This window comes from Bradyrhizobium sp. HKCCYLS3013 (assembly GCF_051167615.1).
Taxonomy (GTDB): Bacteria; Pseudomonadota; Alphaproteobacteria; order Rhizobiales; family Xanthobacteraceae; genus Bradyrhizobium.
In genome coordinates this window covers 171,535-197,266 of the sequence record NZ_JBNPTK010000002.1, presented here as the reverse complement: position 1 = coordinate 197,266, position 25,732 = coordinate 171,535, and the positions used below count along the sequence as shown (strand labels likewise).

Annotated in this window: 25 protein-coding genes, 1 tRNA gene and 1 pseudogene; 14 read left to right on the top strand and 13 right to left on the bottom strand. The window is 65.4% G+C overall.

Annotated features, from left to right (window positions below; all coding sequences use genetic code 11):
- The first annotated feature begins 8 nt into the window (after nucleotides 1–8).
- From ACQR1F_RS04975 to ACQR1F_RS04955, 5 genes are all read left to right on the top strand, one after another.
- Nucleotides 9–254: a hypothetical protein gene (locus ACQR1F_RS04975; RefSeq protein WP_315800056.1), complete on the top strand. Its 246-nt coding sequence runs from the start codon at nucleotides 9–11 to the stop codon at nucleotides 252–254.
- A 44-nt stretch (nucleotides 255–298) separates the two neighbouring features.
- The gene (locus ACQR1F_RS04970) at nucleotides 299–436 is read left to right on the top strand and encodes a hypothetical protein (protein ID WP_315800055.1); all 138 of its coding nucleotides are present in this window, start codon (nucleotides 299–301) and stop codon (nucleotides 434–436) included.
- Nucleotides 437–701: 265 nt separating this feature from the next.
- Nucleotides 702–1,616: a hypothetical protein gene (locus ACQR1F_RS04965; RefSeq protein ID WP_410051931.1), complete on the top strand. Its 915-nt coding sequence runs from the start codon at nucleotides 702–704 to the stop codon at nucleotides 1,614–1,616.
- Nucleotides 1,617–1,762: 146 nt separating this feature from the next.
- Entirely contained in the window at nucleotides 1,763–2,149 is a 387-nt protein-coding gene (locus ACQR1F_RS04960; protein ID WP_315800053.1) for an NUDIX hydrolase, read from the top strand.
- A gap of 47 nt (nucleotides 2,150–2,196) precedes the next feature.
- A complete protein-coding gene (locus tag ACQR1F_RS04955) occupies nucleotides 2,197–2,391 on the top strand; it encodes a hypothetical protein (protein ID WP_315800052.1) in 195 nt (64 codons plus the stop codon).
- 12 nt (nucleotides 2,392–2,403) lie between these two features.
- Here the strand turns inward: ACQR1F_RS04955 and ACQR1F_RS04950 are convergent, their stop codons facing one another.
- The 4 genes from ACQR1F_RS04950 to ACQR1F_RS04935 form a co-directional block, all read right to left on the bottom strand.
- Nucleotides 2,404–2,832 carry a group II truncated hemoglobin gene (locus ACQR1F_RS04950; protein WP_316164804.1) on the bottom strand — a complete coding sequence of 143 codons (429 nt, stop codon included), beginning with the start codon at nucleotides 2,830–2,832 and terminating at the stop codon, nucleotides 2,404–2,406.
- 95 nt (nucleotides 2,833–2,927) lie between these two features.
- On the bottom strand, nucleotides 2,928–3,341 hold the full coding sequence (locus ACQR1F_RS04945) for a response regulator (protein ID WP_315800050.1): 414 nt from the start codon (nucleotides 3,339–3,341) through the stop codon (nucleotides 2,928–2,930).
- 146 nt (nucleotides 3,342–3,487) lie between these two features.
- Complete coding sequence (locus ACQR1F_RS04940) at nucleotides 3,488–3,898, bottom strand: hypothetical protein (protein ID WP_434912622.1); 411 nt, start codon at nucleotides 3,896–3,898, stop codon at nucleotides 3,488–3,490.
- 159 nt (nucleotides 3,899–4,057) lie between these two features.
- Nucleotides 4,058–5,533, bottom strand: coding sequence for a helix-turn-helix domain-containing protein (locus tag ACQR1F_RS04935; RefSeq protein ID WP_315800048.1), 1,476 nt, complete (start codon nucleotides 5,531–5,533; stop codon nucleotides 4,058–4,060).
- A gap of 144 nt (nucleotides 5,534–5,677) precedes the next feature.
- On the opposite strand from ACQR1F_RS04935, the gene ACQR1F_RS04930 reads away from it, so the two are divergent.
- Nucleotides 5,678–7,315, top strand: coding sequence for an isocitrate lyase (locus ACQR1F_RS04930; RefSeq protein WP_434912621.1), 1,638 nt, complete (start codon nucleotides 5,678–5,680; stop codon nucleotides 7,313–7,315).
- Between the two features lie 341 nt (nucleotides 7,316–7,656).
- Here ACQR1F_RS04930 and ACQR1F_RS04925 read toward each other — a convergent pair whose 3' ends face one another.
- Nucleotides 7,657–8,274, bottom strand: a complete 618-nt coding sequence (locus ACQR1F_RS04925; protein ID WP_434912620.1) for a LysE family translocator — start codon at nucleotides 8,272–8,274, stop codon at nucleotides 7,657–7,659.
- Nucleotides 8,275–9,230: 956 nt separating this feature from the next.
- Here ACQR1F_RS04925 and ACQR1F_RS04920 point away from each other — a divergent pair.
- The 3 genes from ACQR1F_RS04920 to ACQR1F_RS04910 all read left to right on the top strand — a co-directional run bounded on the left by ACQR1F_RS04920 (nucleotide 9,231) and on the right by ACQR1F_RS04910 (nucleotide 11,426).
- Nucleotides 9,231–9,791: a hypothetical protein gene (locus ACQR1F_RS04920; RefSeq protein WP_434912619.1), complete on the top strand. Its 561-nt coding sequence runs from the start codon at nucleotides 9,231–9,233 to the stop codon at nucleotides 9,789–9,791.
- A gap of 442 nt (nucleotides 9,792–10,233) precedes the next feature.
- Nucleotides 10,234–10,587, top strand: coding sequence for a hypothetical protein (locus tag ACQR1F_RS04915; RefSeq protein ID WP_434912618.1), 354 nt, complete (start codon nucleotides 10,234–10,236; stop codon nucleotides 10,585–10,587).
- A gap of 266 nt (nucleotides 10,588–10,853) precedes the next feature.
- Nucleotides 10,854–11,426: an ADP-ribosyltransferase gene (locus ACQR1F_RS04910; protein ID WP_434912617.1), complete on the top strand. Its 573-nt coding sequence runs from the start codon at nucleotides 10,854–10,856 to the stop codon at nucleotides 11,424–11,426.
- Nucleotides 11,427–11,437: 11 nt separating this feature from the next.
- Here ACQR1F_RS04910 and ACQR1F_RS04905 read toward each other — a convergent pair.
- Nucleotides 11,438–11,747: pseudogene (locus ACQR1F_RS04905) on the bottom strand (hypothetical protein).
- 298 nt (nucleotides 11,748–12,045) lie between these two features.
- Here ACQR1F_RS04905 and ACQR1F_RS04900 point away from each other — a divergent pair.
- Complete coding sequence (locus tag ACQR1F_RS04900; RefSeq protein WP_434912616.1) at nucleotides 12,046–12,681, top strand: hypothetical protein; 636 nt, start codon at nucleotides 12,046–12,048, stop codon at nucleotides 12,679–12,681.
- Between the two features lie 275 nt (nucleotides 12,682–12,956).
- Here ACQR1F_RS04900 and ACQR1F_RS04895 read toward each other — a convergent pair whose 3' ends face one another.
- The 4 genes from ACQR1F_RS04895 to ACQR1F_RS04880 all read right to left on the bottom strand — a co-directional run bounded on the left by ACQR1F_RS04895 (nucleotide 12,957) and on the right by ACQR1F_RS04880 (nucleotide 17,760).
- Nucleotides 12,957–13,364 carry a thermonuclease family protein gene (locus ACQR1F_RS04895; RefSeq protein WP_434912615.1) on the bottom strand — a complete coding sequence of 136 codons (408 nt, stop codon included), beginning with the start codon at nucleotides 13,362–13,364 and terminating at the stop codon, nucleotides 12,957–12,959.
- Nucleotides 13,365–13,619: 255 nt separating this feature from the next.
- Nucleotides 13,620–13,695, bottom strand: a tRNA-Lys gene (locus tag ACQR1F_RS04890).
- 410 nt (nucleotides 13,696–14,105) lie between these two features.
- Complete coding sequence (locus tag ACQR1F_RS04885) at nucleotides 14,106–16,811, bottom strand: glycosyltransferase (RefSeq protein ID WP_434912614.1); 2,706 nt, start codon at nucleotides 16,809–16,811, stop codon at nucleotides 14,106–14,108.
- 367 nt (nucleotides 16,812–17,178) lie between these two features.
- Nucleotides 17,179–17,760, bottom strand: a complete 582-nt coding sequence (locus ACQR1F_RS04880) for a beta-1-3, beta-1-6-glucan biosynthesis protein (RefSeq protein WP_434912613.1) — start codon at nucleotides 17,758–17,760, stop codon at nucleotides 17,179–17,181.
- Between the two features lie 378 nt (nucleotides 17,761–18,138).
- Between ACQR1F_RS04880 and ACQR1F_RS04875 the strand changes: the two genes are divergently transcribed.
- On the top strand, nucleotides 18,139–19,719 hold the full coding sequence (locus ACQR1F_RS04875) for a beta-(1-6) glucans synthase (RefSeq protein WP_434912717.1): 1,581 nt from the start codon (nucleotides 18,139–18,141) through the stop codon (nucleotides 19,717–19,719).
- Here ACQR1F_RS04875 and ACQR1F_RS04870 read toward each other — a convergent pair.
- Both ACQR1F_RS04870 and ACQR1F_RS04865 read right to left on the bottom strand, forming a co-directional pair.
- Entirely contained in the window at nucleotides 19,679–20,059 is a 381-nt protein-coding gene (locus ACQR1F_RS04870; RefSeq protein WP_315800038.1) for a hypothetical protein, read from the bottom strand. The genes ACQR1F_RS04875 and ACQR1F_RS04870 overlap by 41 nt on opposite strands.
- A gap of 108 nt (nucleotides 20,060–20,167) precedes the next feature.
- Nucleotides 20,168–21,502, bottom strand: a complete 1,335-nt coding sequence (locus tag ACQR1F_RS04865) for a hypothetical protein (protein WP_434912612.1) — start codon at nucleotides 21,500–21,502, stop codon at nucleotides 20,168–20,170.
- Between the two features lie 135 nt (nucleotides 21,503–21,637).
- Between ACQR1F_RS04865 and glmU the strand changes: the two genes are divergently transcribed.
- Both glmU and ACQR1F_RS04855 read left to right on the top strand, forming a co-directional pair.
- Complete coding sequence (glmU, locus tag ACQR1F_RS04860; protein ID WP_315800036.1) at nucleotides 21,638–22,984, top strand: bifunctional UDP-N-acetylglucosamine diphosphorylase/glucosamine-1-phosphate N-acetyltransferase GlmU; 1,347 nt, start codon at nucleotides 21,638–21,640, stop codon at nucleotides 22,982–22,984.
- A complete protein-coding gene (locus ACQR1F_RS04855) occupies nucleotides 22,959–23,195 on the top strand; it encodes a hypothetical protein (protein WP_315800035.1) in 237 nt (78 codons plus the stop codon). Before glmU ends, ACQR1F_RS04855 begins: the two co-directional genes overlap by 26 nt.
- A gap of 15 nt (nucleotides 23,196–23,210) precedes the next feature.
- On the opposite strand, the gene ACQR1F_RS04850 is transcribed toward ACQR1F_RS04855, so the two are convergent.
- The gene (locus ACQR1F_RS04850) at nucleotides 23,211–23,441 is read right to left on the bottom strand and encodes a hypothetical protein (RefSeq protein ID WP_315800034.1); all 231 of its coding nucleotides are present in this window, start codon (nucleotides 23,439–23,441) and stop codon (nucleotides 23,211–23,213) included.
- Between the two features lie 239 nt (nucleotides 23,442–23,680).
- Between ACQR1F_RS04850 and glmS the strand changes: the two genes are divergently transcribed.
- The gene (gene glmS, locus ACQR1F_RS04845) at nucleotides 23,681–25,507 is read left to right on the top strand and encodes a glutamine--fructose-6-phosphate transaminase (isomerizing) (RefSeq protein WP_315800033.1); all 1,827 of its coding nucleotides are present in this window, start codon (nucleotides 23,681–23,683) and stop codon (nucleotides 25,505–25,507) included.
- The last annotated feature ends 225 nt before the right edge of the window (nucleotides 25,508–25,732 follow it).

Genomic DNA, 25,732 nt, shown 5'->3' with positions numbered 1-25,732 from the left:
TGACCGGCATGATCTCTGTTCGCCGCGGGCGCATGGCGCTCGGCCTCGCGCTCGTCGCTCTCGTGGTCAGCGCATGCGTGATGACCGCGGTCCTCGCCCGCCCGCGGCCCGTTTCGGCCGGTGTGCTGGGTTCCGAATGGGAATGCGGGCAGCTGTTCTGGGTGACGAGCTGCACCCGTATCGAATCGATCTCGCCGGCATCGCGCCAGCAGCAGCAACCGCACGGTGAGGCCGCTGGCCTGCGTGCCGCCTAGGCGCACCGGCGATGAGTACGCAGGGGCCGGATAGACGCGGTGCCATGGCGGCACTGGTGTTCGCGGCGCTCGTCGTGGCCTTCGGCGTGTGGCTGGCCCGCAGCCTGACCTCGGCAAGCCAGATGCAGGATTGCCTGATGTCGGGACGAACCAACTGCAATGTGATCGTGCCCGACCGGTGACCGCCGATCAGCTCGTACCGGATCGGCAGGGCCGCGCCAGCAAGGTTGCATGATCGAAGCGGCGAATCAGCCGGCATCTCGGTTAACCTGACGGCAGCAGGTTGACCTAGCCGCAAAATAGTCCGGATTTTACCCGTTTGTCGCGGAAACTATGATGTGTCCGGATCATGCGCGCCCAAGCCGGCGATCCGGGATGATCAATCCGCATTACACTTGGCGTCCGTGGCAATCAGCGCGGACGGCGGGTGATCAAGGGTAGGGGAGAATGATGTTGTCCAACCAGAGCACACGGTGGCTGCCTGCGATCGCAATCCTGACCGCGGTCGGGATCCCCGCCCAAGCCTGGGCGCAAACCCAGGACCAGGCTGGTCCTGGTGCCGGGCATTCGCCCCAGGCCCGCCCGCCGGGTGTCATTCGCCAAGCGCCGGCCCAGGGTGGGCAGCCGGGCGGCCAACCCCATGTCCAGATTCCGCGGCAAGCCGGTCCCATGGCCGGCCAGCCGCAGGGAGCACAGCCGGGCGCACCGCCGCGGGCTGCCGTTGCCCCTCAGGGACGTCAGCCTGCGCCGGTGGCGCAGCAGGGACGTCCGCCGGGAGCCGGTCAGGGCTACGCAGCGGGCCACGGGCCGGGCCCTGGTCCGGCGATGGCCGGGCGGGGACCGGATGCGCGTTATGCGCACGGCCGGGTCGCGGTGCGCGACTATGGTGGGCAGTCTTATCGCGGCCGGGTCGGCTGGGAGGGTGGCCGATGGCGGCACGAGGTTCACAATGGCCGTCCGGGCTGGTGGTGGGACGTCGGTGGCGTCTGGTACTATTATCCCGAGCCCATGGAAGGACCGCCGACCTACGTGTCGGAGGACTATGCTGACGATGTGGTCTATGCGCCGTCGGCGGCCTACGAGGCGCCCCCGCCGGTCGCCTACGAGCCGGCGCCGCCTCCGGCCGAAGTCGATCCGGGCGCCAGCGCGCTCGGGGGCGCGATCATCGGCGGGGTGCTCGGCGGTATCCTCACCGGCAAGGCGGGCGGTGCCGCGGCGGGCGCCGTGCTTGGTGGTGCCACCGGGGCGATCGCCGGCGCTACGGCTGCGGCGCGACCGGGCTATTATCTGTCGCAGGGCAATTGCTACTATCGATATCCGTCGGGAGAGTATGTCGCGGTCGATCCGCGCTCCTGCTACTGAGCCGCCGCCGGCGGTCGGAGCGCTGCGCTGAGCTTGGTTGGCCGCTGCGGAGTTGTGGCCGAATCTCCGCAAAGCTCCGGAGCAGGAGTGGGAGCGAATCTTGATAGACTCCGCTTCATCGTTCGAGAGGTGAGAGCTCCTGGGCCATGACCAAGGCGTCCAAGCTGGTTGCCGCCAAGGGCGGAAGGGTTCTCCTGGTCCGGCGCCGGGCCGACGGGCGCTGGATGTTTCCGGGTGGCCGCAAACGCGCGCAGGAGACGGCGAAGGACTGCCTGAAGCGCGAGATCAAGGAGGAGCTTCCCAAGCTCAAGCTCGGCCGGCTGCGGCTATGGAAGGAAGTCACCGCCAAGAACAAGCGCTCGGGTCGCAAGATGAGCGATGCCATCTTCATCGCCAAGCATGCCAAAGGGCGCCTGGAGATCGGAGACAAGAAGGAGATCGACCGCGCGGTGTGGCAAAAGCCCTACGGACTCAGCCTGACGCCGACGTCGCGCTACATCCGCGACCAGCTGTTTCCACGAAAGCCGGACTGAACCGTCGCATGCTGGGAACATCCCGGCCGCCTGGGCGTTATGTGCCCATGCCTTATGATAACACAGACAGACAGCCTCGCGTCCTCACGCCGGAAGAGCGTCGAGCGCGCGACGCCAGCCGCAGGGCTGATGCCGAACAAGCCATGCGCGAGCATGAGGCGGCCCAGCGCGCCTTTTACGCCAACCGCGAGCGGCTCCGGGCCGAGCGTCTGGCCCGGGAGGCTGCCGCCAAGTCGGGCTGACGGGAGTTTCTGTCAGCTCGCCTTGCGGCTCCGGAATGCGTTCGCCATCCGCAGAAACGCTTGATCCAGCAACGCATACATGTCGCCCGTGATGTCGCAATCGAACATCGCGCGGCGCATGCACGTCATCCATTCGTCGCGCTCGGCGTCGCCGATCGGATACGGACGGTGCGCGGACATGATGCAGCGATGTTCGGCCCGCTCGAAATAAAGCGCCGGCCCGCCGAGCCATCCACTGAGAAATTCGAACAGCAACTGCTTGATCGGACCAAGATCGGCGTCGTGCATCGCGCGGATGCGGCTGGCGCCGGGCTCCTGGTCCATGATGGTGTAAAAGCGCTCCGCCAGACGGCGCACGCCGGCCTCGCCGCCTACGAGCTCATAGGGCGTCGCCTCGTTCACAACTGCTTCTGCTTCGTTAGCCGAATTCGCTGCCGTCATCGCATCTCGTTTCCGCTCGCCCCTCTGCAGCCAACAAGCGGCAGAGGTATGGCGCCTTGATCTGGATCAAGCGGGAAAACGCGCGTGCGTTCGGGCTAGCGGATGCTGGCTTTGACGAGGCGCTGCCGGTCGGTGTCGGCGGCGATCTGGCGCAGCGTCTGTCGGAGCAGAGCGAGATCGACCGGCTTGGAGAACGGCGGATAGACGTTCAGGCCGAGGATCTTGCCGGCGCGGACCGTGACGTCGCGGGTCTGATCGTCGGAGCCGCTGATGATCAGCACCGGCGTGCGGGACTTGATGTCCGCCAACAGCTGCAACACCTCGGTGCCGGAGCGCTCACCGAGATTGAGGTCGAGCGTGATGCATTCGAAGTTGCGCCGGCGCAGCACGTTCATCGCGCCGTCGACCGAGTTCACGCCGGTCGTCGCAAAGCCCGCCTGCACGGCGATCTTGCGCAGGATCGACAGATGAACGTCGGCATCTTCGATCACGAGAAGTTCGTTCAGCATGGTCCCCGCGCGGCTTGTGTGTCGGCTCCAGATGGACCTGCGGAACTTAAGAGGGGGTTTCTGATTGCCTCGTAAACATCGGGTCCCGTAGAACAACGGAAAATCTGCACGCTATCCGCCATTGCGGTGCCATCGCGCGGCGCGGCTCAGAACGGCCGGCGGCTCGGCAGGGCGTTGGAGGAGCCCGGCAGATTGGTCATCTCTCCCGAATCGGCCGGGGGCCGGCGACCGCCCGGCCGGCGCCAGTGCTCGACGTGCAGAAGGATGCCGGCCACCAGCAGCGGCGCGACGGCGGCCACCGCCAGCAGCGGCGACAGCGGCTTGGGCGTGATCATCTCCATCGTCATCTCGCAGACCATCCAGATGGCTGCGGACGCCAGCACGAAGTCGCGGGAGGGGATGCGGAGCCAGTACAGGAAGCCGGCGATGATCGCGGCCGGCGCAATGATCGGGCCGATCATGTAGAAGTTCAGCTCCGGCGGCGTCACGGCGTCGAGGACCATCGATGCCAGCAGCCACAGGCTGAGGAACATCACCACGCCGTCGACGTATCTCATGGCCAACCTCCGCCGCGACATTTTGGCGCAATCTTTGTCCGGTTTATGGCTGTTCCGTCAAGGGCCATGGTGTCCAGGGCCGATTTGCAGCCCGATCCGGCGGATTTTCGCCTGTGGCCCGGATCCCGGCGAGTTCCTGGTTCCACGGCCATCCCCTGTTCAATCCGCCGAAAACCCGAACGGAACCGACGACGTCCTGAAATCGTCCGGCAGGATCTCGCGCCCGATCGGCGGCGCCGAGCGTGCGGCGCATTTCGGCCGGTGGCAGACCCGGCAGGCGACCCCGATCGGGGTCGGATCGTCGGCATCAGGCCCGTGGCCGTCGCGGGTGTAGATCAACTGCCCCGCATGCTCGGCAGCGCAGCCGACCGCGATCGCCCGCTCGACGCGCACCGCGCCATAGGAGCCGCCACCGGCGGTCACCGTGCGGGCGATCGAGAAGAACCGGCGGCCGTCGGGCAGCTCCAGCCATTGCGTCACGATCTGGCGTGGCGTCTTGAAGATGCCGTGCACCGACCACAGCGGGCAGGCGCCGCCATGGCGCGCGAACGGGAAGCCGGCGCCGTCGAGCAGCTTCGAGACGTTGCCGGCGGGATCGACCCGGATCAGGAAGAACGGGATCCGCTCCGCGCCCGGCTTCTGCAGGGTGGTGACGCGATGCGCGGTCTGCTCGAAGCTGGTGCCGAACTGGCGCGCCAGTGCCTCCAGATCATACGCCCGCGCATCGACCGCTTTCGCAAAGATCGAATAGGGCATGATGATCGCCGCCGCCGCGTAGGCCGCGAGCGCGCGGCGCGCCAGCAGCTCGGCGGTCTTGCTGGCGAACTTGCCGTCCTCCAAGGCCGCGCCGATCTCGGTGTCGAGCTCGAGATAGGCGAGCTGCCGGGCGAGCTCGAATTTCAGGCTCGCGCTGTCCAGTGAATCCTCGATCAGTAGCTGCCGGCGGTGCAGGTCGAGCCGCCTGAGCGAGCCGAGCATCACGTTCGGCGGCATGTAGCGGACCTGTAGATTATGCCGGGCGCGAAACCGCTCGATGAAGCCGGCCGGTCCGGCGGAGACCTGCGGAGCCCCCGTCGGCGCCCCCTGGAAGATCGCCTGCGCCAGCCGCTCGGCGGCATCGTCGAGCTGGGCAAAGTTGTTGCGGCGGGCGGCGAGGAAGCGGCGGACGTCGGCGACGGGATCGTTGGCGTCGAAGCCGTCATTGCCGACGCGCGGCGCGCTGCCTGCCGGCGCCGGGGCGCGCTGCTCGGCCAGCGCGAGCTGCTCCTCGCGATACGCCGTGTAGAGGCGCAGGAACGCCTCGGCCATGCCGGGATAGCTGACGGCGAGGTCGGAGATCTCCAGCGCGGGAATGTCGATGTCTGAGAACATCGGGTCCTTGAGCACCGACTGCATCCGCGCCGTATGGTCGGCGCCGCCGTCGCCGGCGAGATCGGCCAGGTCGATCTTGTAGGTCCGCGCCAGCCGCAGCAGCATGTCGGCGGTGACCGGCCTCTGGTTGCGCTCCAGGAGCGCGACGTAAGGCGCTGAGATTTCGAGGTCCGCGGCCATGTCGGCCTGGGTCAGGCCGAGCTCGCGCCGCAGGCGGCGCAAGCGCGGGCCCATGAAGATCGATCGTGCCGTGGCGGTGGTCATGGCCATATCCCGGTCTTGTAATCTCCTTACAGCTATACACGAGAAGTTTGTAAAGTGTGACAAGTTTTCCGCGCAATGTCTGGTCCGCCGTCTCAAGCTGCTTACAACAGGTCCCAGGTTGTCCTTAACCAAGGGATCACGGACATGAACTTCCAACCGCGTGGACTGAACGACCAAGCCCTCCAGGGCCCCGCGTCCTACCAGGCCGAGGTCGAGGCGGCGCGCGCGCTGCTCGAGACCCAGCCGACCTGGAACGGCGTCACCGCCGAGGCCGTGGCGCGCATGCGCCTGCAGAACCGCTTCAAGACCGGTCTCGACGTTGCCCGCTACACCGCGGCCGTGATGCGCGCCGACATGGCCGCCTATGACGAGGACAGCACCAAGTACACCCAGTCGCTCGGCTGCTGGCACGGCTTCATCGCGCAGCAGAAGCTGATCTCGATCAAGAAGCACTTCGGCCGCACCGACCGCCGCTATCTCTATCTCTCCGGCTGGATGATCGCGGCGCTGCGCTCGGAATTCGGCCCGCTGCCGGACCAGTCGATGCACGAGAAGACCTCGGTGCCCGCGCTGATCGAGGAGCTCTACACCTTCCTGCGCCAGGCCGACTCGCGCGAGCTCAACGATCTCTTCCGCACGCTCGACGCCGCGCGCAAGGCCGGCGACAAGGCGAAGGAGCAGGAGATCATCGGCAAGATCGACGGCTTCCAGACCCACGTCGTCCCTGTGATCGCCGACATCGACGCCGGCTTCGGCAATGCCGAGGCGACCTATCTGCTCGCCAAGAAGATGATCGAGGCGGGCGCCTGCGCGCTGCAGATCGAAAACCAAGTCTCGGACGAGAAGCAGTGCGGCCATCAGGACGGCAAGGTCACCGTGCCGCATGACGTCTTCCTGGCCAAGATCCGCGCCTGCCGCCACGCTTTCCTGGAGCTCGGCGTCGAGGACGGCATCATCGTCACCCGCACCGACTCGCTCGGCGCCGGCCTGACGCAGCAGATCGCCTTCTCGAGCCAGCCGGGCGATCTCGGCGACCAGTACAACAGCTTCCTCGACTGCGAGGAGGTGACGCCCGCGACCGCGCGCAGCGGCGACGTCATCATCAACCGCGACGGCAAGATGATGCGCCCGAAGCGGCTGCCCTCCAACCTCTACCAGTTCCGTCCCGGCACCGGCGAGGACCGCTGCGTGCTCGACTGCATCACCTCGCTGCAGAACGGCGCGGACCTGCTGTGGATCGAGACCGAGAAGCCGCACATCGAGCAGATCGCCAAGATGGTCGACCGCATTCGCAAGGTGATCCCGAACGCCAAGCTCGCCTACAACAACTCGCCGTCGTTCAACTGGACCCTCAACTTCCGTTGGCAGGTCTATGACGCGATGAAGGAGGCGGGCCAGGACGTCAGCAAGTACAACCGCGCCGAGCTGATGAAGGCGGAGTACGACGACACCCCGCTGGCGAAGGAAGCCGACGAGCGCATCCGCACCTTCCAGGCGGACTCGGCCAAGCGCGCCGGCATCTTCCACCACCTGATCACGCTGCCGACCTACCACACGGCCGCGCTGTCGACCGACAATCTGGCCCGCGAGTACTTTGGCGAGCAGGGCATGCTGGGCTACGTCAAGAACGTTCAGCGCGCCGAGATCCGCCAGGGCATCGCCTGCGTCAAGCACCAGAACATGGCCGGCTCCGACATCGGCGACGACCACAAGGAATACTTCGCCGGCGAGAAGGCGCTGAAGGCCGGCGGCGCGCACAACACGATGAACCAGTTCGGCTGATTTCCGCCGGGTGAATCGCTGAACTGACAGGACCCGTCTGGAGCTGACAGCTTCAGGCGGGTCTCGCTTTTTGGGGACGCGCCTTGTAGCTGTCGCCGATCGTGAGCCTGGAAGCTTGAGGTCGCCTCTCTCCATGCCGTCATGGCCGGGCTTGTCCCGGCCATCCACGTCGTTCGGCGGACGTGGATCGACGTGGATGCCCGGGCCTTCGCCGCGCCGAAGCGGCTTCGGCCGCGCAGGCGGGACAAGCCCGGGCATGACGAGCAACAAATTGGTGCCGGACCGTGTGGCTGAGGACGTCCTTCTCCTACGCGACCCTCTCGCCCCGTCGCGCGGTGCCCTCAGCGCTCCGCCAGCGCCAGCCGCGCACCAAGCAACGCAAAGCCGCCGGCAAAGGCGCGGCGCAGCCAGGCCATCACGCGGGGCCGGCTGACGACGCGATCGCGCACGGCAGCCGCGAACAGTCCGTAGACCACGAACACGGCGAACGTCATCGCCATGAATGTGGCCGAAAGCTCCAGCATCAGCGCAAGTGGATGGCTCGCATCGGCCGCGATGAACTGCGGCAGGAAGGCCAGGAAGAAGATCGACAGCTTTGGATTGAGGATGTTGATCAGGAAGCCGGTCAGCACCACGCGCCCGGCCGAGCGGGCATCCGCATCGTCCTTGCCCTCGACCGACAGCGCGCCGCGCTCGCGAAGCGTCTGCCACGCCATGTAAAGCAGATAGGCGACGCCGCAATATTTCAGCGCCGCAAATGCCAGCGCGCTGGTGTGCAGGACAGCCGCGAGCCCGACGATCGCGGCCAGCATCGCCGGCAGGATGCCGAGCGTACAGCCGAACGCCGCCGCGATGCTCATCCGCGATCCCTTGGTCAGCGCCACCGCCAGCGTATACAGCACGCCGGTGCCGGGCGAGACGACCACGATCAGCGAGGTCAGCAGGAAGGCGGTGGACATTGGCGGTCTCCCAGGTTCGCGGCCTTCCAGGCAAAAGGCGATCGGCGCGCTTCACGTCGGCTCCATCATTCCACGGCATAGCGGCGGACGATAGCCAAGCGCGGGACACGGCTCGGTGACGAAACGATCGGCGGGCAGGGGGCGTGCACATCCATCGTCGCGACGCGGTCCGCGTCCGAGCTTTGCGAGATCGTTCGCCCTCATCAAACAGAGGGCGCGGGGAATGCCGGGTGAGGGCCTCACCCATGGCCCGCCTGCAGAAGAAAAAGCAGGCGGCAGTCACCACAGGTTCAGCCGGATCAACCCGGCATTCCCCGCGCGATGGTCTTCACGCTTATACGCGATCTCCCCGGTGTCCGGCTTGATAGCCACCGTCGCCCATGGGGGTCATCATCCCCCAGGACTTGGCGCCAGCGTCGGGGCGCCAGGACCACGCGATTTCACGTCCGCAAGGAGTCGTTCGTCCGCGCACTATCCAAGCACGCTGCGACCCGCCTGCGGCCACCGCATCCCGCGCCCAACGTCCGTGACGATCGCGATCCGCCCCTCTCGAGGAGCACGGGATGGGGACAGTCAATCATGAGTTTCGGAAAAAGGGAAGAGGAATATTTTTGCGCCGATGACTGGACAGGGGTGATCGTCTTGAGCGGCCTGCTGAAATAAGTTTCGCCGCGCATCCTCACGGCTCATGCTGCCGGCAAGCGCAGCGCCGTCGCGCCATGATCCGGTTTCTGCGCCGTGAGGACCTCCCGGACACTGCAACCTGTGCGGGTACTGAACGCATCGCCCTGCCAACGACCTGCTTGATGCCGGGGACGGCAACGGCTGTGTCCTGCCCGCAACGTGGTCGGTTTTTGATAGTTCCACTATTCCCCCTGAGATTGCGGCTATTGTTCCCCAGGTCGGCCCCTGCTACCCCTGGGATCAACGACAGTAGGGGTGCTGTGGGGGCTCAAATGAACGGTTTGCGTCGTATGGCCGGCTGGCTGGCCATCGTCGGAGGGGCGTGTCTTGGCGGGTGTGCTGCGCCGCTTGCGGTCAACAGTGTGACCGACGTCAGGTCGACGACGGGCAGCCGAGGGATCGACGTCTACGAGCCGAAGCGCCGCACCGACGCCAGCGTGCCCGAGTTCGCGGGCGACCAGCTGGTGGAAGTGCGAACGTTTCACAATCCCGGCGGGGGAGGCGAGGTTGAGATGGCCGGGGCGTCCTGCTCACTGGAAGCGTCCGGCTTCACGGCAACCATGACGAGCCCCGCGAAGGTGCGCGTGCCGCTCTATCGCGGACAGTCGAGCACGCTTGCCGTGACCTGCCAGAAGCCCGGCTATCAGAAGCGGATGATCACGGTCGCGCCGATCGATGCGACGCGCCAAGCTCGTCTCGCCAGCGGCATCAATGGCGGCATCCTCGGTGCGGTCATCGTGGCAGGTATCGATGCCGCCGCCGACAACACGAAGAACGACTGGCGCTATCCCGTCGCGAAGGTCGTGCTGGAGGCCGATGCCGCCGGGAGGTGAGGGGCGGAGCCTTCGTCGCTGGCGGTTACGATTGCGGTGACAGTGAATGAAACTGCCGCGCCAAGTAGCGAGGTCAATTTAGCGCACCGGAATTCTCGCTCAAGGCCGCCCGACCGGAGGCAGTCCCCGGGCCTGCCGCAAGCACTCGGTCTCGGACTGTCCGCGCCACCGGCAGTCGTCATACTTGATACTTTGGCCGAGAGGAGCGCAACCATCAGGACAGCGATCAGCACCATGCACGCCAATACCTGATGATTGTCCTCCTTCATGGATGGCTCACGCCAGTCTAACCTGTCCCGGCGCGTCACGCTGGAAAACGTTGCGCCGTCGCGCCATGATCCGGCCGTGGCCGCATTTCATGCTGGCCGGCCGCTGCAACCTCGGCAGGCGCCATGCGTGGCGACGGCGCGTCGCCGGACGCTGAACCCTGGAGTGGACGACCATGAAAGCCCTCGCGCTGATCCCCCTGATCGCATGCCTCGCCGGCTGCGGAATGGTCGGTGCCGTTCAAAGCGGACTTGCCTACAGCCGGGCTGTCGAAGCCGACCTACTCGCCGAAACCGGCGTGCGTCCCGCAGTCGGCTTCAACTGGAACAACGGCACGCTGACGTCGGTCATGGTGACCTTCCCCAAGCTCTACACCGCCAAGCCGCTGCCGGAGCTGTCGGAGAAGGTCCGGGCCGCGGTGATCAAGGAATTCAAGCAGAGCCCGAAGCAGCTGGTGCTTGGGTTTGCGGTGAGCGGGCGAGGGGCTAAGGCAGTGTGGCCGCGTTACCTGACGTCGATGAAAGTTTAGTGCACTGTCACCGTAATTCCCGTCGACCTTAAACTCATAGACGAAGAAGTCGCGCTTTCGTGGATGAGCCGATATTGGCACGGTGGAGCCCCCAAAACATGAGCGAATGTTGTCGTCCCGAAACCTGCCGGGCACGGAAAACAGCTTGCCTTCATAGAGCCCGACGTTCGGAATAGCTCCGCGCTCGCCGATTGGTTGGGTGTGATTGAATATATATTGCACCTTTAAATGGGCACGTTACAAGTTATTGGAAAGCAGAGGAGACCATGACGAGCGCGAGACTAATCGACCAATTGACCCAGCAAGAGATGGATGCTGGCAAAGCTTACGGAGCAGACTCCAAGTTTTTTCACGGTTGTTGGCAGGATCGTCAAGACGACCTAGTATATCATCCCGACTACGCAGCATTTGCGAGAACCTACGCGCAGGTTTCCGGAGCGCTAGATAGCGCTGTGGCTAAGAGCATTTTACAGGAGGATTTGACGGTTTATTCCGGCTACGGACGGGGCTATTCAATCCTTGGCTCCTTGACCGGCGACGCCGTGAAGTTCGTGGGGCTTGTCTACCAATATCCTGGCTTCATTTCCACGAGCACAAACCAGCGCATTGCTGAAGACAAGTTCCTCCGAGTAGGAGCAAGTGCCGGAACTCGACCGACGTTTCTGGAGTTTAAGCTGCTAAAGGGTCAAATAGCCCTCGACATGAACGCTGTCGGTATTACAGGCGAGTTGGAATATCTGCTTCCACGCAGAACGCCGTTCAGCATCGTCGATGCTAAAGAGACACGGGTGCAGGACGTTGATGATGCTGTCTTGCATCTAATCCTCGCTGCTGTATGAGCGTCCAATCGTCATTTGCTTGGCCAGCGGATTGACGTTGAATTTGCCGTCGATATCTTGGCTTCTCGCACCGCGATAAGCGCGCTCCGCTTGTAGGGTAGCCCGTCAGTTGCGAGCAGTTCTTGTAGTGCATGTATCGCTCGAGCTCGTGTATTGGCGTGGTCTTCGGTCGGCGGACAATCTCGAGCGCCACCGTCTGATTGGTGTCGCAGCCGAGGCATCGCACGCGAGCCGATCGGCTTCCTTCCGCGCCAGCTTGGCCTGCTCAGCAGCGAATCGGATTGCCGACCCATAAATGCGCTCGCGTGATTTCGTGCCCATGGCGGATGATTCTGTCGAACCGTAGGAACGGAAGCCACTAAGACTAGCGGTCGGAACCCGCACGAGCCACAAGCTTAGCCGATTCGGTTGGGAGCGCAGCCTTTCACTCGCGACCGATCGGTGTATCTTCAATCCATCCAAAGTTGCATTGCGAGCGCCGCGCCGCGCCGTTGGCGTGCACTATACAAACGGGGTGAGACGGACGGTGAACGATAAACTAGAGATATTTAGGAGACGAATGCGTGGAGTAGAGGTCTCGAAACCGCCGCGAGAACGAATAAAGGTTAGGGAATGGTTGTTGTTTCTGATTTCCGCAAGCGCGTTAGCGCTGTCTGCGTTGACGGCCTACTACAATGTTGTCCGTCAGAAAGAGGAATTGCGCATCTATCTAGGCGGTAGAATACCGCTAATAACCAGGGCCAGCAACGGAAGCCTGTTGGTCGACGGTCGCCTGGATGTTGCATTCATGAATACTGGTACACGGCCGATACTTATCTCCTCAATGTACTTGGAAATCGACGATATTCCTGAAGGACCAGGTGCGCATCACAAACCTTGTAGCCGCCCATTTGGTTCGCTGGCGTACTCTGTGGACTCGTTTGTGCTGAAGGAAAAGGATTCGGTTGCCAAATTAGTTGACCTGAAAGTGGATCCCCAGGGGCTATGGGGGAGTAAGCATGTAAATGAAAGCGGCCAGATCGTGACTGCCGCGCCCAAAAACTCCCATGGCGAACCTTCCCGCTCTGTTGGCGTGTGCGTCAACATTTACGGCGCCAGTCCTTCCGAACCATATTTGCGCACCTCAATAGAAATAGCCGATTTCGAATGGCCAGCCGCCGCCCAGAGCGAACAAGAGCTGCCGAACGTAAGTTTTTCTCCCGAGAAGCGGAGGGCTATTTGGGCCAAGGAAGGGACCATCTTCGATATGAATTGAGCCAGATGCGTTCATGGCGCGCATCGGGATGTAGCATTGCGCCGGAGGGGCTGCCGAAGCCGCGCTTTTGCCGGTTGGCACGTCCTGCTGCCCAGCGAGTATGACACTAGGGCCGTTAGCCGCCGACAGCCCGTGCCCTCATGGGGAACCGAACGCGACAAGGCAGTGCAACTGCAGTATCAGCCTAATCCCCTTGTTTCATTATTCCTTGGGATCGTCGGAGCAAGCGGTGGGGCGGCCTTCGGGCATGGATGCAGTCCCGGTATCGCCATGGCTCAACGAAGCTGCCCGACCAAGCCCCGGCCAGCCTTCTCCGCGCCGCGTTGTGCCTCCTCGTATCGGCCCTGCGAGTACTTGGGCCAGTCCAGCGCATGGCCGTTGGCGACGAGCCATTGGCCAAGGTCCGGACCGGCGACGCCGAGCAGGCAGACCGCAACCGTGCAGCCGTACTGGTCTTGGCCGCGAGGCGAGCAGGTGACGGGGCGGGGTATGGCGTAGAACCGCGCGGCCAATGAGGCGGCAGCCTGTCGGCCGCAGGGATATAGATCGCTGTCGCTGTTGCGGCGGAGCTGATCGCTCTCTGGCGCGTCGACGCCCCATAGCCTGATGCGCTTGCCGTGGATTTCGATCGTATCGCCGTCGACTACCGTGGCGCGGCCAATGAGATCATTGGCGAACGTCAAATCACAGCAGAGCTGCAAGAACGGCTCCGGCTGAGAGGCGCAGGAGCGACAGACTCAAAGCTAGCTTGTGAGACTTGGCACAGATGAGCAGCCAGCTAGAGAAGCTTGGGTTCGATAACAGCGCCCAGCATGGGGACCATCGCCAAGCGTCCTAAAGCGCCATGATAGCGTTGAGGACAAATTGAGGACAAATCCACACCGAGGCCAAACGGCAATTCGGCCCGGAACGATGAGTCATTGAAATTTTTGGGGATTTGGTGAGCGCGCCGGGACTCGAACCCGGGACCCCATGATTAAAAGTCACGTGCTCTACCGGCTGAGCTACGCGCTCGCTCCCAAGGAAGCGGTGTGACGGCTGGACCGTCACTGTCCGGATCGTCGGCAGGTGACCATCAGAACGCTTGCGGCGTGGCTGTGGTTCACTGCGAGCCACGGGAACGGGGCGGTGAAACCCCGGCCTTGAGCCGCATCCTGTCGTCGGGCGCTGTGTAGGGGGTGGGTGCGGTCGGGTCAATAGGGCGGAAGGGGCAAACCACAGCGGGGTGGGATCATGGCGGACGCGTCAGCGGCCCGACCGAACGCAATTTGAGGCACGTCATGCCCGGGCTTGTCCCGGGCATCCACGTTTGGCGTCTTGCGCTGCCATTCCGACGTGGATGGCCGGGACATGCCCGGCCATGACGGTGTGTGGGGGGAGCAGCCGGGTAAAAAGCGACGTCCGCGCGCCCGCCGGTCTCGGACCTACACCTTCTCCGCCACCTTCGTCGCCGCCGCGCTCAGCGGCGCCGGCTGCATGCCCGGACCCGCCAGCTCCGGCACCCAGACCGGGCGCAGGCCGATCAGCTCGGCGGTGCGGACGGTGGCGTGGCGCCAGAACTCGAAGGAGTTGATGCGGGACATCTCCAGCAGCGCGATCGCGACCGCGGACAGGAACGGCAGGCTCTCCAGGATCAGGACGGCGGCGAAGATGTAGAGCTCGGTGATCTGCAACGTGTTGGTCACGATCAGGATGGTGGCGCCGATCAGGAGCAGAGCGCCGATCACGGCCTCCCAGAATGCCTGGAACTCGATCGACATCCTGGAGAGACCGCCCTTGGACGTGCGGGCGAACGCCAGGTGCTCGGTGATCAGGCCCTGCGCCACGGCGCGGCTGACCGTCCATTGCACGCTCATCGCGGCGATCATCGCGCCCAGCATCTGCCACGGCTTCACCGCCACCCGCAGCCGGTAGAGGATCAGGAAGTGGGCGAGCGAGACCACGAAGGCGGCGAGGATCGGGATGGTCAGGATCTTGTCGGGGATGGCGATGCCGGCGAAGGCCACGATCGGCGTCCAGATCAGGTTGAGGATCGCGACGACGACGCCGAGGCTCTCGGCGCCCAGCCAGTTGAGCCAGCCGAGCGAGAACTCGCGCTTCTGGTCCGCCGTCAGCCGGCTCCTGCCGGGCAGGAAGCGCTGCCAGTGCTTCTTGACGATCTGGAAGCCGCCATAGGCCCAGCGATGGCGCTGCTTCTTGAACGCCTCGTAGGTGTCGGGCAGCAGGCCCGAGCCGTAGCGGGTGGCGGTGTAGTGGGTCTGCCAGCCGAGCTCCTGGATGGCGAGGCCGAGATCGGTGTCCTCGCAGATCGTGTCGCTCGACCACCCCCCGGCCATGTCCATCGCCGCGCGCCGGATCAGGCACATCGTGCCGTGCACGATGATCGCGTTCTCCTCGTTGCGCTGGACCATGCCGATGTCGAAGAAGCCGGCATATTCGCCGTTCATGATGTAGTGCATCAGCGACAGGTCTTCGTCGCGATGCTCCTGCGGCGCCTGCACCAGGCCGACGGTGGGGTCGGCGAAGGCCGGCACGAGGTCGGAGAGCCAGTCCGGCGTCACGACGTAGTCGGCGTCGATGATGCCGATGATCTCGGCATCGACGGCGGTGCGCTCCATCGCGATGCGCAAGGCGCCGGCCTTGAAGCCCTTGACCTTCTCGGCATTGATGAACTTGAAACGCTCGCCGAGCATGCGGCAGTGATCCTGGATCGGCTGCCAGAACGCCGGATCGGGCGTGTTGTTGATGATGCAGACGACCTCGTAGTTCGGGTAGTCGAGCCGCGCCAGCGCATCCAAGGTCTGCTTCATCATCTCGACCGGCTCGAAATAGGCCGGCACGTGGATCGAGACCTTCGGGCAATAGCCTTGGGGCATGGCGGCGCGGTCGCGCGCGACCTTGTCGCGGGTCAGGAGACGGCGCGGCTCGCGGCCGAAGGCGATCGCGGCGATCTCCTCGATGCGGGCCATCGCGATCAGGATCAGGGGAACCAGCAGGATCAGGCCCAAGGTCAGCGCGAAGGTCGAGCCCCAGACGAAATAGTGCACGTTCCAATAGGCGAAGACGGTGGAGACCCAGGCGCCGACGCCGTGCGCCGTGATGGCGAGCATCATCGCCTGCAGCACGGTCGGCTGGCGCAGCCGCACGATCGGCAAGGACAGGAGCACGCCGACCAGCAGCGCGATGGTCGCGAGCTTCCAATAGTCGGGATTCACGATCGGGCCGGTCCAGGCGAATTTCGCCTCGCGCGAGGCGTTCAGCACGCCCCAATACGGGCCGACGCCGCCCTCGAAATATTTCCAGGGCTGATCGATCGCCTCGACGATGTTGTACTCCATGCCGATCGAGGCGGCCTGGGCGAGGAAATTGCGCAACACCTTGGCCTGCCGGAGCGGGCCCGGCACGGCGGGGCCGCGGCCGTCGCCGCTGCGGCTGTAGCCCTGGCTCGGCCAGCCGAACTCGGCGATCATGATGCGCTTGCCGGTGAACTGCTTCTTCAGGAGCTGATAGCGATCCACCGCCTGGTCGACGGCCTGGTCGTCGGTGAAGAACTCCCAATAGGGCAGGACGTGCGCGGCGATGAAGTCGACATTGGCGGCGAGCTCGGGGTTGTCGCGCCAGGTGTTCCAGACGTCGCCGGTGGTGACGGGGACGTTGACCGACTTCTTCACGCGCTTGATCTTCTCGATCAGCTCGTCGACCTTCTGCGTCGCCGTGAGGATGGTCTCGTTGCCGACCACGATGCCGATGACGTTGCTGTTGCGGCGGGCGAGGGTGATGGCCGACTGGATCTCGCGCTCGTTGCGGTCCGGATCCTTGTCGATCCAGGCGCCGAGCATCACCTTCAACCCCGCCTCCGCGGCCAGCGGCGGCACGATCTCGAGGCCGCCGGTCGAGGAGTAGAGCCGGATCGCGCGCGTGATCGTGGCGAGCTTCTTCATGTCGGCGCGGATGCGCTCCGGCGAGGCCACGGTGTTGGCGCCGGGGGCTCCGGTTCCTTCATGGGGATCGTAGGAGACGCTCTGCAGCAGGCCGGTGAAGTTGGGGGCCTCCTGCTTGTCCTGCAGCAGTCCCCAGAGGGCGGCGTGCACGGCGGTGACGAGGAGCAGGACGGCGACGACGGCACGCATGGGAGGGGCAACCATTCCTAGGATCAAGTCAGCGGTGAAGCGGAGCGGTCGATCGCCGTTCCATCTCGGGTATGCGATGCTACCGGGATCGTGTTCACGCGTGCGTTCGACGGCGAACGGCGAAGGCGATCAGTCTCACGCCGTCACAGCCGAAGGCCGCGACGTCATACGTCATCCCAATATGTCATTCCAACAGAGCCCAATCCTGCTGAACGCTGCCTGAACCGGGGCGAGGCTCAGGCGCGCGTCGACGACCTCGATCATATCTCGGCCGTATCCTGCCACGCGATCGGAGCGCTGTCATGCCGCACGCCGCGCATGGCGCCCGGTCGACGGAATCGTGCGTCCTGCCGCCTTCAGGCGCCGGTCACTTTGCCGGAGGCTGCGCGGGCGCCGGCGAGGCCGGGGGGGCGGGCTGCTGCGCCGGCGCCGGCGAAGCCGGCGCGGCCGGTGTCGCTGCCGGGCCCGGCGCAGGCGCCGCAGCCACCTGCGGCTTGGCGTCCGGATTGATCCAGCAGCCATGGACGTGGTTGTTCAGCGAGTTCGGTACCTTCGGATCGATCTGCGGGATGAAACGCGTCAGGCAGCGGAAGGCCGCCTGGACGTGGCCGCCGGGGCAGCCGAAGCGGTCATAGAGATCGAGGTGGCGGAAGGCGGTATCGAGGTCGTCATTGTACATCAGCTGGACGACGCGGCGGCCGAGCCAGACGCATTCGGGATTGCCGGCCGGGCCGCCAGAGAGCGCCTGGGACGCCTCGGTGAATTCGTCGGCCTTGCGCTGGTTCTCCTTCGACACGTCGGCCGGATTGGCCGCCTGCGGCTTTTGGTCCTGGGGATGGTCGCTGCCGCTCTGGGCGAGCGCGCCGGGGGCGCCGATGAGGAGCACGAGGCCCAGAGCCGCCGACAGGCGCGAAACCGAAAACTTGGAGTGGAGCACGCGTCGACCCATAAATTCCCCGAAATGTTGCCTTCGTGCCGTCCCCTGACGGACGCAGTGTTGATGCCGATCAAATCAGCCCCGATTGCGGCGGGAGATTGATTCCGACTGTCGCAGAGCGTTCCTAACGGGCGCTTGCGCAGGGGTCCAGAACCTGGGTTGCGACGGCCGGGGTCAACCGGGATTCCCAATGACCGGAATCTCGGATTTTGTCCAGCAACGTACCAACTTTCTCGCGTCATCGTAAAAGGGTGATTTGGAGCGGGTACGCCCGGTGCGCCGTCGGGCCCGATCGCCTACTTGGCAGATCGCCGCCGACCGGGTAATCGACACCACCCTGCCTGGAGAACGGAACTGAAATCCCTCCCTACGCCGCTGGCGCTTCTGCTCATATCCTTGGGTGTCATCGCCGCCGCGTGGTGGTGGCTGGCCAAGCCGATCACGCTCGCGCGCGCGCCGATCGAGCCGGCCTCGAAGCTGCAGTGCGTATCCTATGCGCCGTTCCGCGGCCAGCAGAGCCCGCTCGATCCGACCACGCATATCGACGCCGAGCAGATCGAGCAGGACCTGGTGCAGCTCGCCAAGATCTCCGAATGCGTGCGCACCTATTCGATCGAGAACGGCCTCGACCAGGTGCCGGGAATCGCCGCCCGGGTCGGCATCAAGGTGATCCAGGGCATCTGGCTCGGCTCAAACAAGCTGAAGAACCAGCAGCAGATCGGCATCGCGGTCGACCTGATCAAGCGCTATCCCGGCGTCATCACGGCGGTCGTGGTCGGCAACGAGGTGCTGCTGCGCGGCGAGATGACGACCGCCGACCTCGCCGCCACCATCCGCAGCGTCAAGGCGCAGGTCACGGTTCCTGTGACCTATGCCGACGTCTGGGAGTTCTGGCTGCGCAACCGCGAGCTCTACGACATCGTCGACTTCGTCACGGTTCATATCCTCCCGTATTGGGAGGACATCCCGGTGCGCGCGAAATTCGCCGCCTCCCATGTCGACTCCATCCGCCAGCAGGTCGGCGTCGCCTTTCCGGGCAAGGAGATCCTGATCGGCGAGACCGGCTGGCCGAGCGAGGGGCGCATGCGCGAGGGCGCGCTGCCGTCGCGCGCCAACCAGGCCCGCGTGGTGTCGGAGATCCTCTCGCTCGCCAAGCGCGAGAATTTCCGCGTCAACCTGATCGAGGCCTATGACCAGCCTTGGAAGCGCAAGCTCGAAGGCACCGTCGGCGGCTATTGGGGCCTGATCAGCGACGACACGCGCGCGCTGAAATATCCGCCGGGCCAGCCCGTCAGCAACTATCCGCTGTGGAAGCTGCAGATGGGCGGCGGCATGATCCTGTCCTTCGCGGTGTTCCTCGCCGGCTGGCTGACGGTGCGGCGCCGGCCCTGGCCGCCGCATATCTCGGCCTGGATCGGCGTCGGCATTTCCGCGACCACGGCCGGCGTGCTGTTCGGCATGGCCGCCGACAAGATGTTCTACGAGAGCCTCGGTGTCGGCGGCTGGCTGCAATGGGGCGCGCTGCTCGCCGCCGGGGTGCTGGCGCCGATCCTGGCCGCCAATGCAGCTATGGCCGGGCGGCCGCTGCCGACCTTCCTCGACCTGCTCGGACCGAATGACGGCCGCAAGCAGCTGAAGATCACCTACCTGCTGGCCCTGGTCCTGGTCGTGACCGTGCTGATCGCGGCCGAGACGGCGCTCGGCTTCGTGTTCGACCCGCGCTACCGCGATTTCCCGTTCGCCAGCCTGACCATGGCGGTGGTGCCATTCGCGATGCTGCTCGGCAACCGTCCGACGCAGGGCCCGCGGCCGATCGCCGAGGCATGCTTCGCCGGACTGCTGGCGATCTCCTCGGTCTACGTGATCTACAACGAGGGCCGCGACAACTGGCAGGCGATGTGGACCTGCGCGATGTATCTGCTGCTGGCGTTCACGCTGTGGCGGGCGCGGGCCGCGCAAAGCCGAGGATGAGCAGGCCGATCGCCAGCCCCGACAGCACGATGTTGTAGAGCACGATGCCGAGGCCGGCGGCGATCAGCCCGCCGGTCAAGAGCACGATCGACGGCCGCATCACGTGCAGCACCGCGATCACCAGCGCGGTGGCGCCGAACACAGAATTCTTGAACAGCGGGGTCGCCACCGCCCGGCTCTTGCAGGCCAGCGTCTGCAGGCCGGCGTCGCAGGCGAGCGCGACGCTCGACAGCTCGATCGCCAGATAGCGCAGATAGAGGGCATAGCCGACGGTGACGAAGCCGACGATCAGGAGCCATTGCACCTGATAGGGCGAGAGGCGGAACGGGGTCTTTTTCATGCGCCGGACTATGCTGCGGAAAGGACGTGCGGACAAGCCGCAAAGCCGGTTCGCGGACTGCTTTCACAATCCGTCCCAACCGGCTTTGACCGCTCGCTGATTTGAGACTCAGGAGCGGCGGAAGAACGACGACAGCGCCGACGGCTGCTCGGGCTTGGGCGCCTCGGCCGGCGGCGGCGACGGCGCGGCTGCCGTGGGCGGCGGCTCCTCGCGCTTGCCGTGGCGCTGCTGCTGGGCCTGCGGCTGATAGGTGCGCCGGCGCTGCACCGGCTTCGGGGCGGCGGCAGCGGGAGCGCCCGGCTTGGCCGCCTCCGGCTCCTCGCGGACCGCGAGGCGCTGGCCGTCATAGACGGTGGTCTCGCAGGCGCGCTGGCTCTCGGCGAGCACCGCGCAGATCTTCGCCGCCGTCGCCGCGTCACTCAACGGACCGGCGCCGAGCCGCAGCTGCATGCCCGGACCGCCTCGGCCTTCCTTGAGAATGACGATCGGCCTGAGCGAGGCGAGGTCGGCATGGGTTCTTACGAGGTCCCGCCACAGCGCCCGCAAGCCGCCGAGCGAGTTGGCCGCGCCGAGATCGACGGCAAATTCGGTCTTCTGGACCGCCGTGACCGCGGCGTCGTTGCTGTCACTGCCCTTGGCGCCGGCGGCCTCGGCGGGTTCAGCTCTTGCGAGCTTGTCGGTCTCGGCCGGCTTGCCGGCCGGGTCCGGTGCGCCAGCGGGCAGCGGCTTGGAACCAGCTGCTGCGACCGCAGGGGCGGGCGAGGCAGATGGTGTCGGGGACGGGGCCGCAGACACAGGCGACGACGAAGCTCCCGAGGCCGGCTCCTGCTTCGTCTTGTCGGCGCTCGCGGCAGCCGACGGAGCCACCGGCTGAGCCGGATTGGGTCCGGCCGCTCCGCTGGGAATCGGCATGAACGGGGACGCGTTCGCGAATGCCGGCAGGGGGCTGGGCGCCACGGAACTCGACGGAACCGCAGCCGGGGCGAGGGATTCCACGGCTGCGATCTGCGGCGCGGGCCCGGCCCTGCTGGCGGGATTCGGGGACGCCTGGGCGCTCTGCTTGGCCAGCGCGCCGGTCACCGAGTCCAATCCCTGCTCGAGCACGGTCACGCGCGCGTACAGCCGGTCCCGGTCGGTGTTGAGCGTCTCGATGGCCGCGCCGAGCTGGCGCGCCTCGCCCTGGGTCTCACGGGCCAGCGACTGCAGCAGTTGCGCCTGGCGCGACAGGTCGGCCGCAGAAACACGGTCCTGCCGCCATCCCTGTGCGGCCTGATTGGTGAAAACGGCCAGGCCGACGGCGCCGACGGCGCCAGCCCCCCACCAGCAGAGCCGCCACAGCGCGCGGCGATCGAACTCGTTCTCGTCGGCAAACAGTCCAGACAGAGTCGTGCCCGTCTTCTCAGCTGCATTTGCGCCGGCGGATTTGCGGGAGTCCTTAGCCATGAACCTGCCTTAATCGAATCACGAAGCGAACATTAACAGGAAAACCACCAGGGGCTTCAGCCGGTGCGGTTTGCCCCGCGCAGAAAACGCATTATGACAGCGCGACCTATGCGCTCCCTTCATCCCAGGTGTTTCATGACCGCTCGATCCAGTCTGACCATCGTGCTTGCGGCAGGCGAGGGCACCCGGATGCGCACGAGCGTGCCCAAGGTGTTGCATCCCGTCGCCGGCGAATCACTGCTGGCGCACGTCCTGGCGGCGGCGCCGCATGGGGATGGCGCCCGCGTCGCGGTGGTGGTGGGGCCGGGGCACGAGGCGGTCGAGAAGGAAGCCCGGCGCCTGCGCCCGGATGCGGATATCTTCGTCCAGCGCGACCGGCTGGGGACGGCGCATGCGGTGCTGGCGGCGCGGCAGGCGATCGCGCGCGGCGCCGACGATCTGCTGGTCGCGTTCGGCGACACGCCGCTGATCACGGCCGAGACGTTCGCGCGGCTGCGGGCGGCGCTCGCCGAAGGCGCGGCACTCGCCGTGCTCGGCTTCCGCGCCGCCGATCCGACCGGCTATGGACGCCTGCTGCTCGACGGATCGAAGCTGGTCGCGATCCGCGAGCAGGCCGATGCGAGCGAAGCGGAGCGGGCGATCACGCTGTGCAATGCCGGGGTGATGGCGATGGACGGCCGTCGCGCGCTGGGGATCCTCGACAGGATCGGCAATGCCAACAGCAAGGGCGAGTACTATCTGGTCGATGCGGTGGCGATCGCGCGCGAGCAGGGGCTCGATGCGGTCGTGATCGAAACCTCCGAGGACGAGGTGCGCGGCATCAACACCAAGGCGCAACTCGCCGAGGCCGAGGCGGTGATGCAGACCCGGCTGCGCCGCGCGGCGATGGATGCGGGCGTGACGCTGATCGCGCCGGAGACCGTCTATCTCGCCGCGGATACGACGTTCGGCAAGGACGTGACCATCGAGCCGTTCGTCGTGATCGGCCCCGGCGTGTCGATCGGCGACGGCGCGGTGGTGCATTCATTTTCGCACATCGTGCAGTCCAAGCTCGGCCGCAACAGCCTGCTCGGGCCGTTCGCGCGGCTGCGGCCCGGAACGTCGCTCGGCGACGGCGCCAAGATCGGCAATTTCGTCGAGGCCAAGGCTGCGGTGCTGGAGCCGGGCGTGAAGGTCAATCACCTGTCCTATATTGGCGACGCCCATGTCGGCGCCAATACCAACATCGGCGCCGGCACCATCACCTGCAATTATGACGGCTTCAACAAGCACAAGACGAACATCGGCGAGGGCGCCTTCATCGGCACCAACACCTCGCTGGTGGCGCCGATCAACATCGGCGCGCGCGCCTATATCGGCTCGGGCTCGGTGATCACGCGCGATGTGCCCGACGATGCGCTGGCGCTGGAGCGCAGTCCGCAGACGACGCGCGAAGGCGCCGCGGCGCGATTCCGGAATGCCAAGCAACGCCACAAAAAATAGGCGCGAGCCGGGGCAGGGCAGCTTGGATTTCGGTCAACTGCTGTTCGATCTCGTCGGTGCGATTCTGACTGCGATCGTACGGCTAGCCATGTTTTCTGGCCGCGTCGTTTACGGCACGCTTGGTACAACTCCCCCTTTGGAGATCATGTTGCTGACCGGGCTCGGCATTTGGGCCCTGATCGGTGCGATCGCCGCTTGGGTCTTTCTATAGGCGCCACGCGCTTGTTCACTCTTCGTCGTCCTGGAACTCGGCGAACATCGCGCGCGTCAGGCGCCAGCCGCGGCGGGTGGCGTGCTTGACCGGCTCGTTCTTGCTCTGATGCTTGATCGGCATCGGCTTCAGCTCGTGACTCAGCGTCGGCGGCGGCCAGTGCGCCAGATGGCTCCCGGACGCCGGATGTGACAGGCTGAGCGAGCTGGTTCCCTTTGGATCAGTTGGGCGGCGGTAAAAGGCCATGGGTCATCTCCGACGCGATAGTCTTGTGCGAAAGCGTTGACCGCACGTTAAGCCCGCTCCGAACCGACCTCCGTGTCGAACCGGAGCTGCCGGCCTGCCGCGTGGTTAAGCCTCGCGTGAAGTCTTGCACTTAACCCTGTCGCAATCCGCAATAATTATTGAATCCTGAAAGCGCGCGGTTTTCGTTAAGACAATGCCACGCTTTTGAATCTCTCTCGACGATTTGGGGACTAGCGCTGATGTGCGGAATCATCGGGATCCTGGGACGCGGGCCGGTTGCCGAGCATCTCGTCGATTCCCTGAAACGTCTCGAATATCGCGGCTACGATTCCGCGGGTGTCGCCACGCTCGAGGGCGATCATCTGGACCGGCGACGCGCCGAGGGCAAGCTGAAGAACCTCGAGAAGCGGCTCGAGCAGCAGCCGCTGAAGGGGCACGCCGGCATCGGTCATACCCGCTGGGCCACCCACGGCAAGCCGACCGAGAGCAACGCGCATCCGCACGCAACTGACAATGTTGCCGTGGTGCATAACGGCATCATCGAGAATTTTCGCGAACTACGCGCCGAGCTCGAAAGGCAGGGCGCCAGGTTCGCATCCGAGACCGACACCGAGACCGTCGTCCATCTGGTCAATTCCTATCTGCTGAAGGGCCACACGCCGCAGCAGGCGGTCGCTGCGTCGCTGCCGCAGTTGAAGGGCGCCTTCGCGCTGGCCTTCCTGTTCAAGGGCCACGGCAATCTCCTGATCGGCGCCCGCAAGGGCTCGCCGCTGGCGCTCGGCTATGGCGACGGCGAGATGTTCCTGGGCTCGGACGCGATCGCGCTGGCGCCGTTCACCGACACGATCAGCTATCTCGACGACGGCGACTGGGTCGAGATCACCCGCGATTCCGGCATCATTCACGACGCCTCGGGCGCGGTGGTGAAGCGCGAGGTGCTGAAATCCGGCGCGTCGTCGTTCCTGGTCGATAAGGCCAATTATCGCCACTTCATGGCCAAGGAGATCCACGAGCAGCCGGAGGTCGTCGGCCACACCCTGGCGCGCTACGTCGACATGGGCACCGAGCGCGTGATGCTGCCGGCGCGGCTGCCGTTCGACTTCAAGGACATCCAGCGCATCTCGATCACCGCCTGCGGCACCGCGAGCTACGCCGGATTCGTCGCCAAATACTGGTTCGAGCGCTTCGCGCGGGTGCCGGTCGAGCTCGACGTCGCCTCCGAGTTCCGCTACCGCGAGGCGCCGCTTCGCAAGGGCGATCTCGCCATCTTCATCTCGCAGTCCGGCGAGACCGCCGACACCCTGGCCGCGCTGCGCTACGCCAAATCGCAGGGCGTGCATACGCTCTCCGTCGTCAACGTGCCGACCTCGACGATCGCGCGCGAGAGCGAGATCGTGATGCCGACGCTGGCCGGTCCCGAGATCGGCGTCGCCTCGACCAAGGCCTTCACCTGCCAGTTGATGGTGCTGGCGGCGCTCGCCATCGCCGCCGGCCGCGGCCGCGGCGAGCTGTCCGAGGCCGACGAGACCAAGCTGGTCCACGGCTTGGTCGAGGTGCCGCGTCTGATCGCGGCGGCGCTGACCACCGAGCCGCAGATCGAGAAGCTCGCCCGCGAGATCGCCAAGTCAAAGGACGTGCTCTATCTCGGCCGCGGCACCTCCTATCCGCTGGCGCTGGAAGGCGCGCTGAAGCTGAAGGAGATCTCCTACATCCATGCCGAGGGCTACGCCGCCGGCGAGCTCAAGCATGGGCCGATCGCGCTGATCGACGAGACCATGCCGGTCGTTGTCATCGCGCCGTATGACCGCGTGTTCGAAAAGACCGTGTCGAACATGCAGGAGGTCGCCGCGCGCGGTGGCAACATCATCCTGATGACCGATGCCAAGGGCGCCGAGGAGGCGACGGTGGACTCGCTGGTCACGATCACCATGCCGGACATGGCCGCGACCTTCACGCCGATCGTCTACGCCATCCCGGTGCAGCTGCTGGCCTATCACACCGCCGTGGTGATGGGCACCGACGTCGACCAGCCGCGCAACTTGGCGAAGTCGGTCACGGTGGAGTAGATACGCCGCCGCTTGCCGCGTCCAAGCGATGCTCTCGCGTCGCCTTGAGAACCAGTTGGGCGTGAGTTGCGACGCGGCCTCTGCACATTCGCTGTCATCCAGGCGAACGCCGGGATCCATAACCACCTCACTTCGTGGCTGGCAGCTCCAGCGAGGCCCAAACCACCTGCCGGGACGACGGCCGAGTTTGCCTGTGCTGTGGCGCAACTGATTGACAGGGATTCC

Coding starts and splice junctions, on each gene's coding strand:
- ACQR1F_RS04940 (WP_434912622.1), bottom strand. CDS start 3,898: ATGAGATACGTCGACGGCGTGGTGATGTTCCTCAGCCTGTGGCTGCTG.
- ACQR1F_RS04975 (WP_315800056.1), top strand. CDS start 9: ATGATCTCTGTTCGCCGCGGGCGCATGGCGCTCGGCCTCGCGCTCGTC.
- glmU (WP_315800036.1), top strand. CDS start 21,638: ATGACCGCTCGATCCAGTCTGACCATCGTGCTTGCGGCAGGCGAGGGC.
- glmS (WP_315800033.1), top strand. CDS start 23,681: ATGTGCGGAATCATCGGGATCCTGGGACGCGGGCCGGTTGCCGAGCAT.
- ACQR1F_RS04960 (WP_315800053.1), top strand. CDS start 1,763: ATGACCAAGGCGTCCAAGCTGGTTGCCGCCAAGGGCGGAAGGGTTCTC.
- ACQR1F_RS04915 (WP_434912618.1), top strand. CDS start 10,234: ATGAAAGCCCTCGCGCTGATCCCCCTGATCGCATGCCTCGCCGGCTGC.
- ACQR1F_RS04855 (WP_315800035.1), top strand. CDS start 22,959: ATGCCAAGCAACGCCACAAAAAATAGGCGCGAGCCGGGGCAGGGCAGC.
- ACQR1F_RS04910 (WP_434912617.1), top strand. CDS start 10,854: ATGACGAGCGCGAGACTAATCGACCAATTGACCCAGCAAGAGATGGAT.
- ACQR1F_RS04850 (WP_315800034.1), bottom strand. CDS start 23,441: ATGGCCTTTTACCGCCGCCCAACTGATCCAAAGGGAACCAGCTCGCTC.
- ACQR1F_RS04925 (WP_434912620.1), bottom strand. CDS start 8,274: ATGTCCACCGCCTTCCTGCTGACCTCGCTGATCGTGGTCGTCTCGCCC.
- ACQR1F_RS04935 (WP_315800048.1), bottom strand. CDS start 5,533: ATGACCACCGCCACGGCACGATCGATCTTCATGGGCCCGCGCTTGCGC.
- ACQR1F_RS04970 (WP_315800055.1), top strand. CDS start 299: ATGGCGGCACTGGTGTTCGCGGCGCTCGTCGTGGCCTTCGGCGTGTGG.
- ACQR1F_RS04950 (WP_316164804.1), bottom strand. CDS start 2,832: ATGACGGCAGCGAATTCGGCTAACGAAGCAGAAGCAGTTGTGAACGAG.
- ACQR1F_RS04955 (WP_315800052.1), top strand. CDS start 2,197: ATGCCTTATGATAACACAGACAGACAGCCTCGCGTCCTCACGCCGGAA.
- ACQR1F_RS04965 (WP_410051931.1), top strand. CDS start 702: ATGATGTTGTCCAACCAGAGCACACGGTGGCTGCCTGCGATCGCAATC.
- ACQR1F_RS04865 (WP_434912612.1), bottom strand. CDS start 21,502: ATGGCTAAGGACTCCCGCAAATCCGCCGGCGCAAATGCAGCTGAGAAG.
- ACQR1F_RS04920 (WP_434912619.1), top strand. CDS start 9,231: ATGAACGGTTTGCGTCGTATGGCCGGCTGGCTGGCCATCGTCGGAGGG.
- ACQR1F_RS04880 (WP_434912613.1), bottom strand. CDS start 17,760: ATGGGTCGACGCGTGCTCCACTCCAAGTTTTCGGTTTCGCGCCTGTCG.
- ACQR1F_RS04930 (WP_434912621.1), top strand. CDS start 5,678: ATGAACTTCCAACCGCGTGGACTGAACGACCAAGCCCTCCAGGGCCCC.
- ACQR1F_RS04945 (WP_315800050.1), bottom strand. CDS start 3,341: ATGCTGAACGAACTTCTCGTGATCGAAGATGCCGACGTTCATCTGTCG.
- ACQR1F_RS04885 (WP_434912614.1), bottom strand. CDS start 16,811: ATGCGTGCCGTCGTCGCCGTCCTGCTCCTCGTCACCGCCGTGCACGCC.
- ACQR1F_RS04870 (WP_315800038.1), bottom strand. CDS start 20,059: ATGAAAAAGACCCCGTTCCGCCTCTCGCCCTATCAGGTGCAATGGCTC.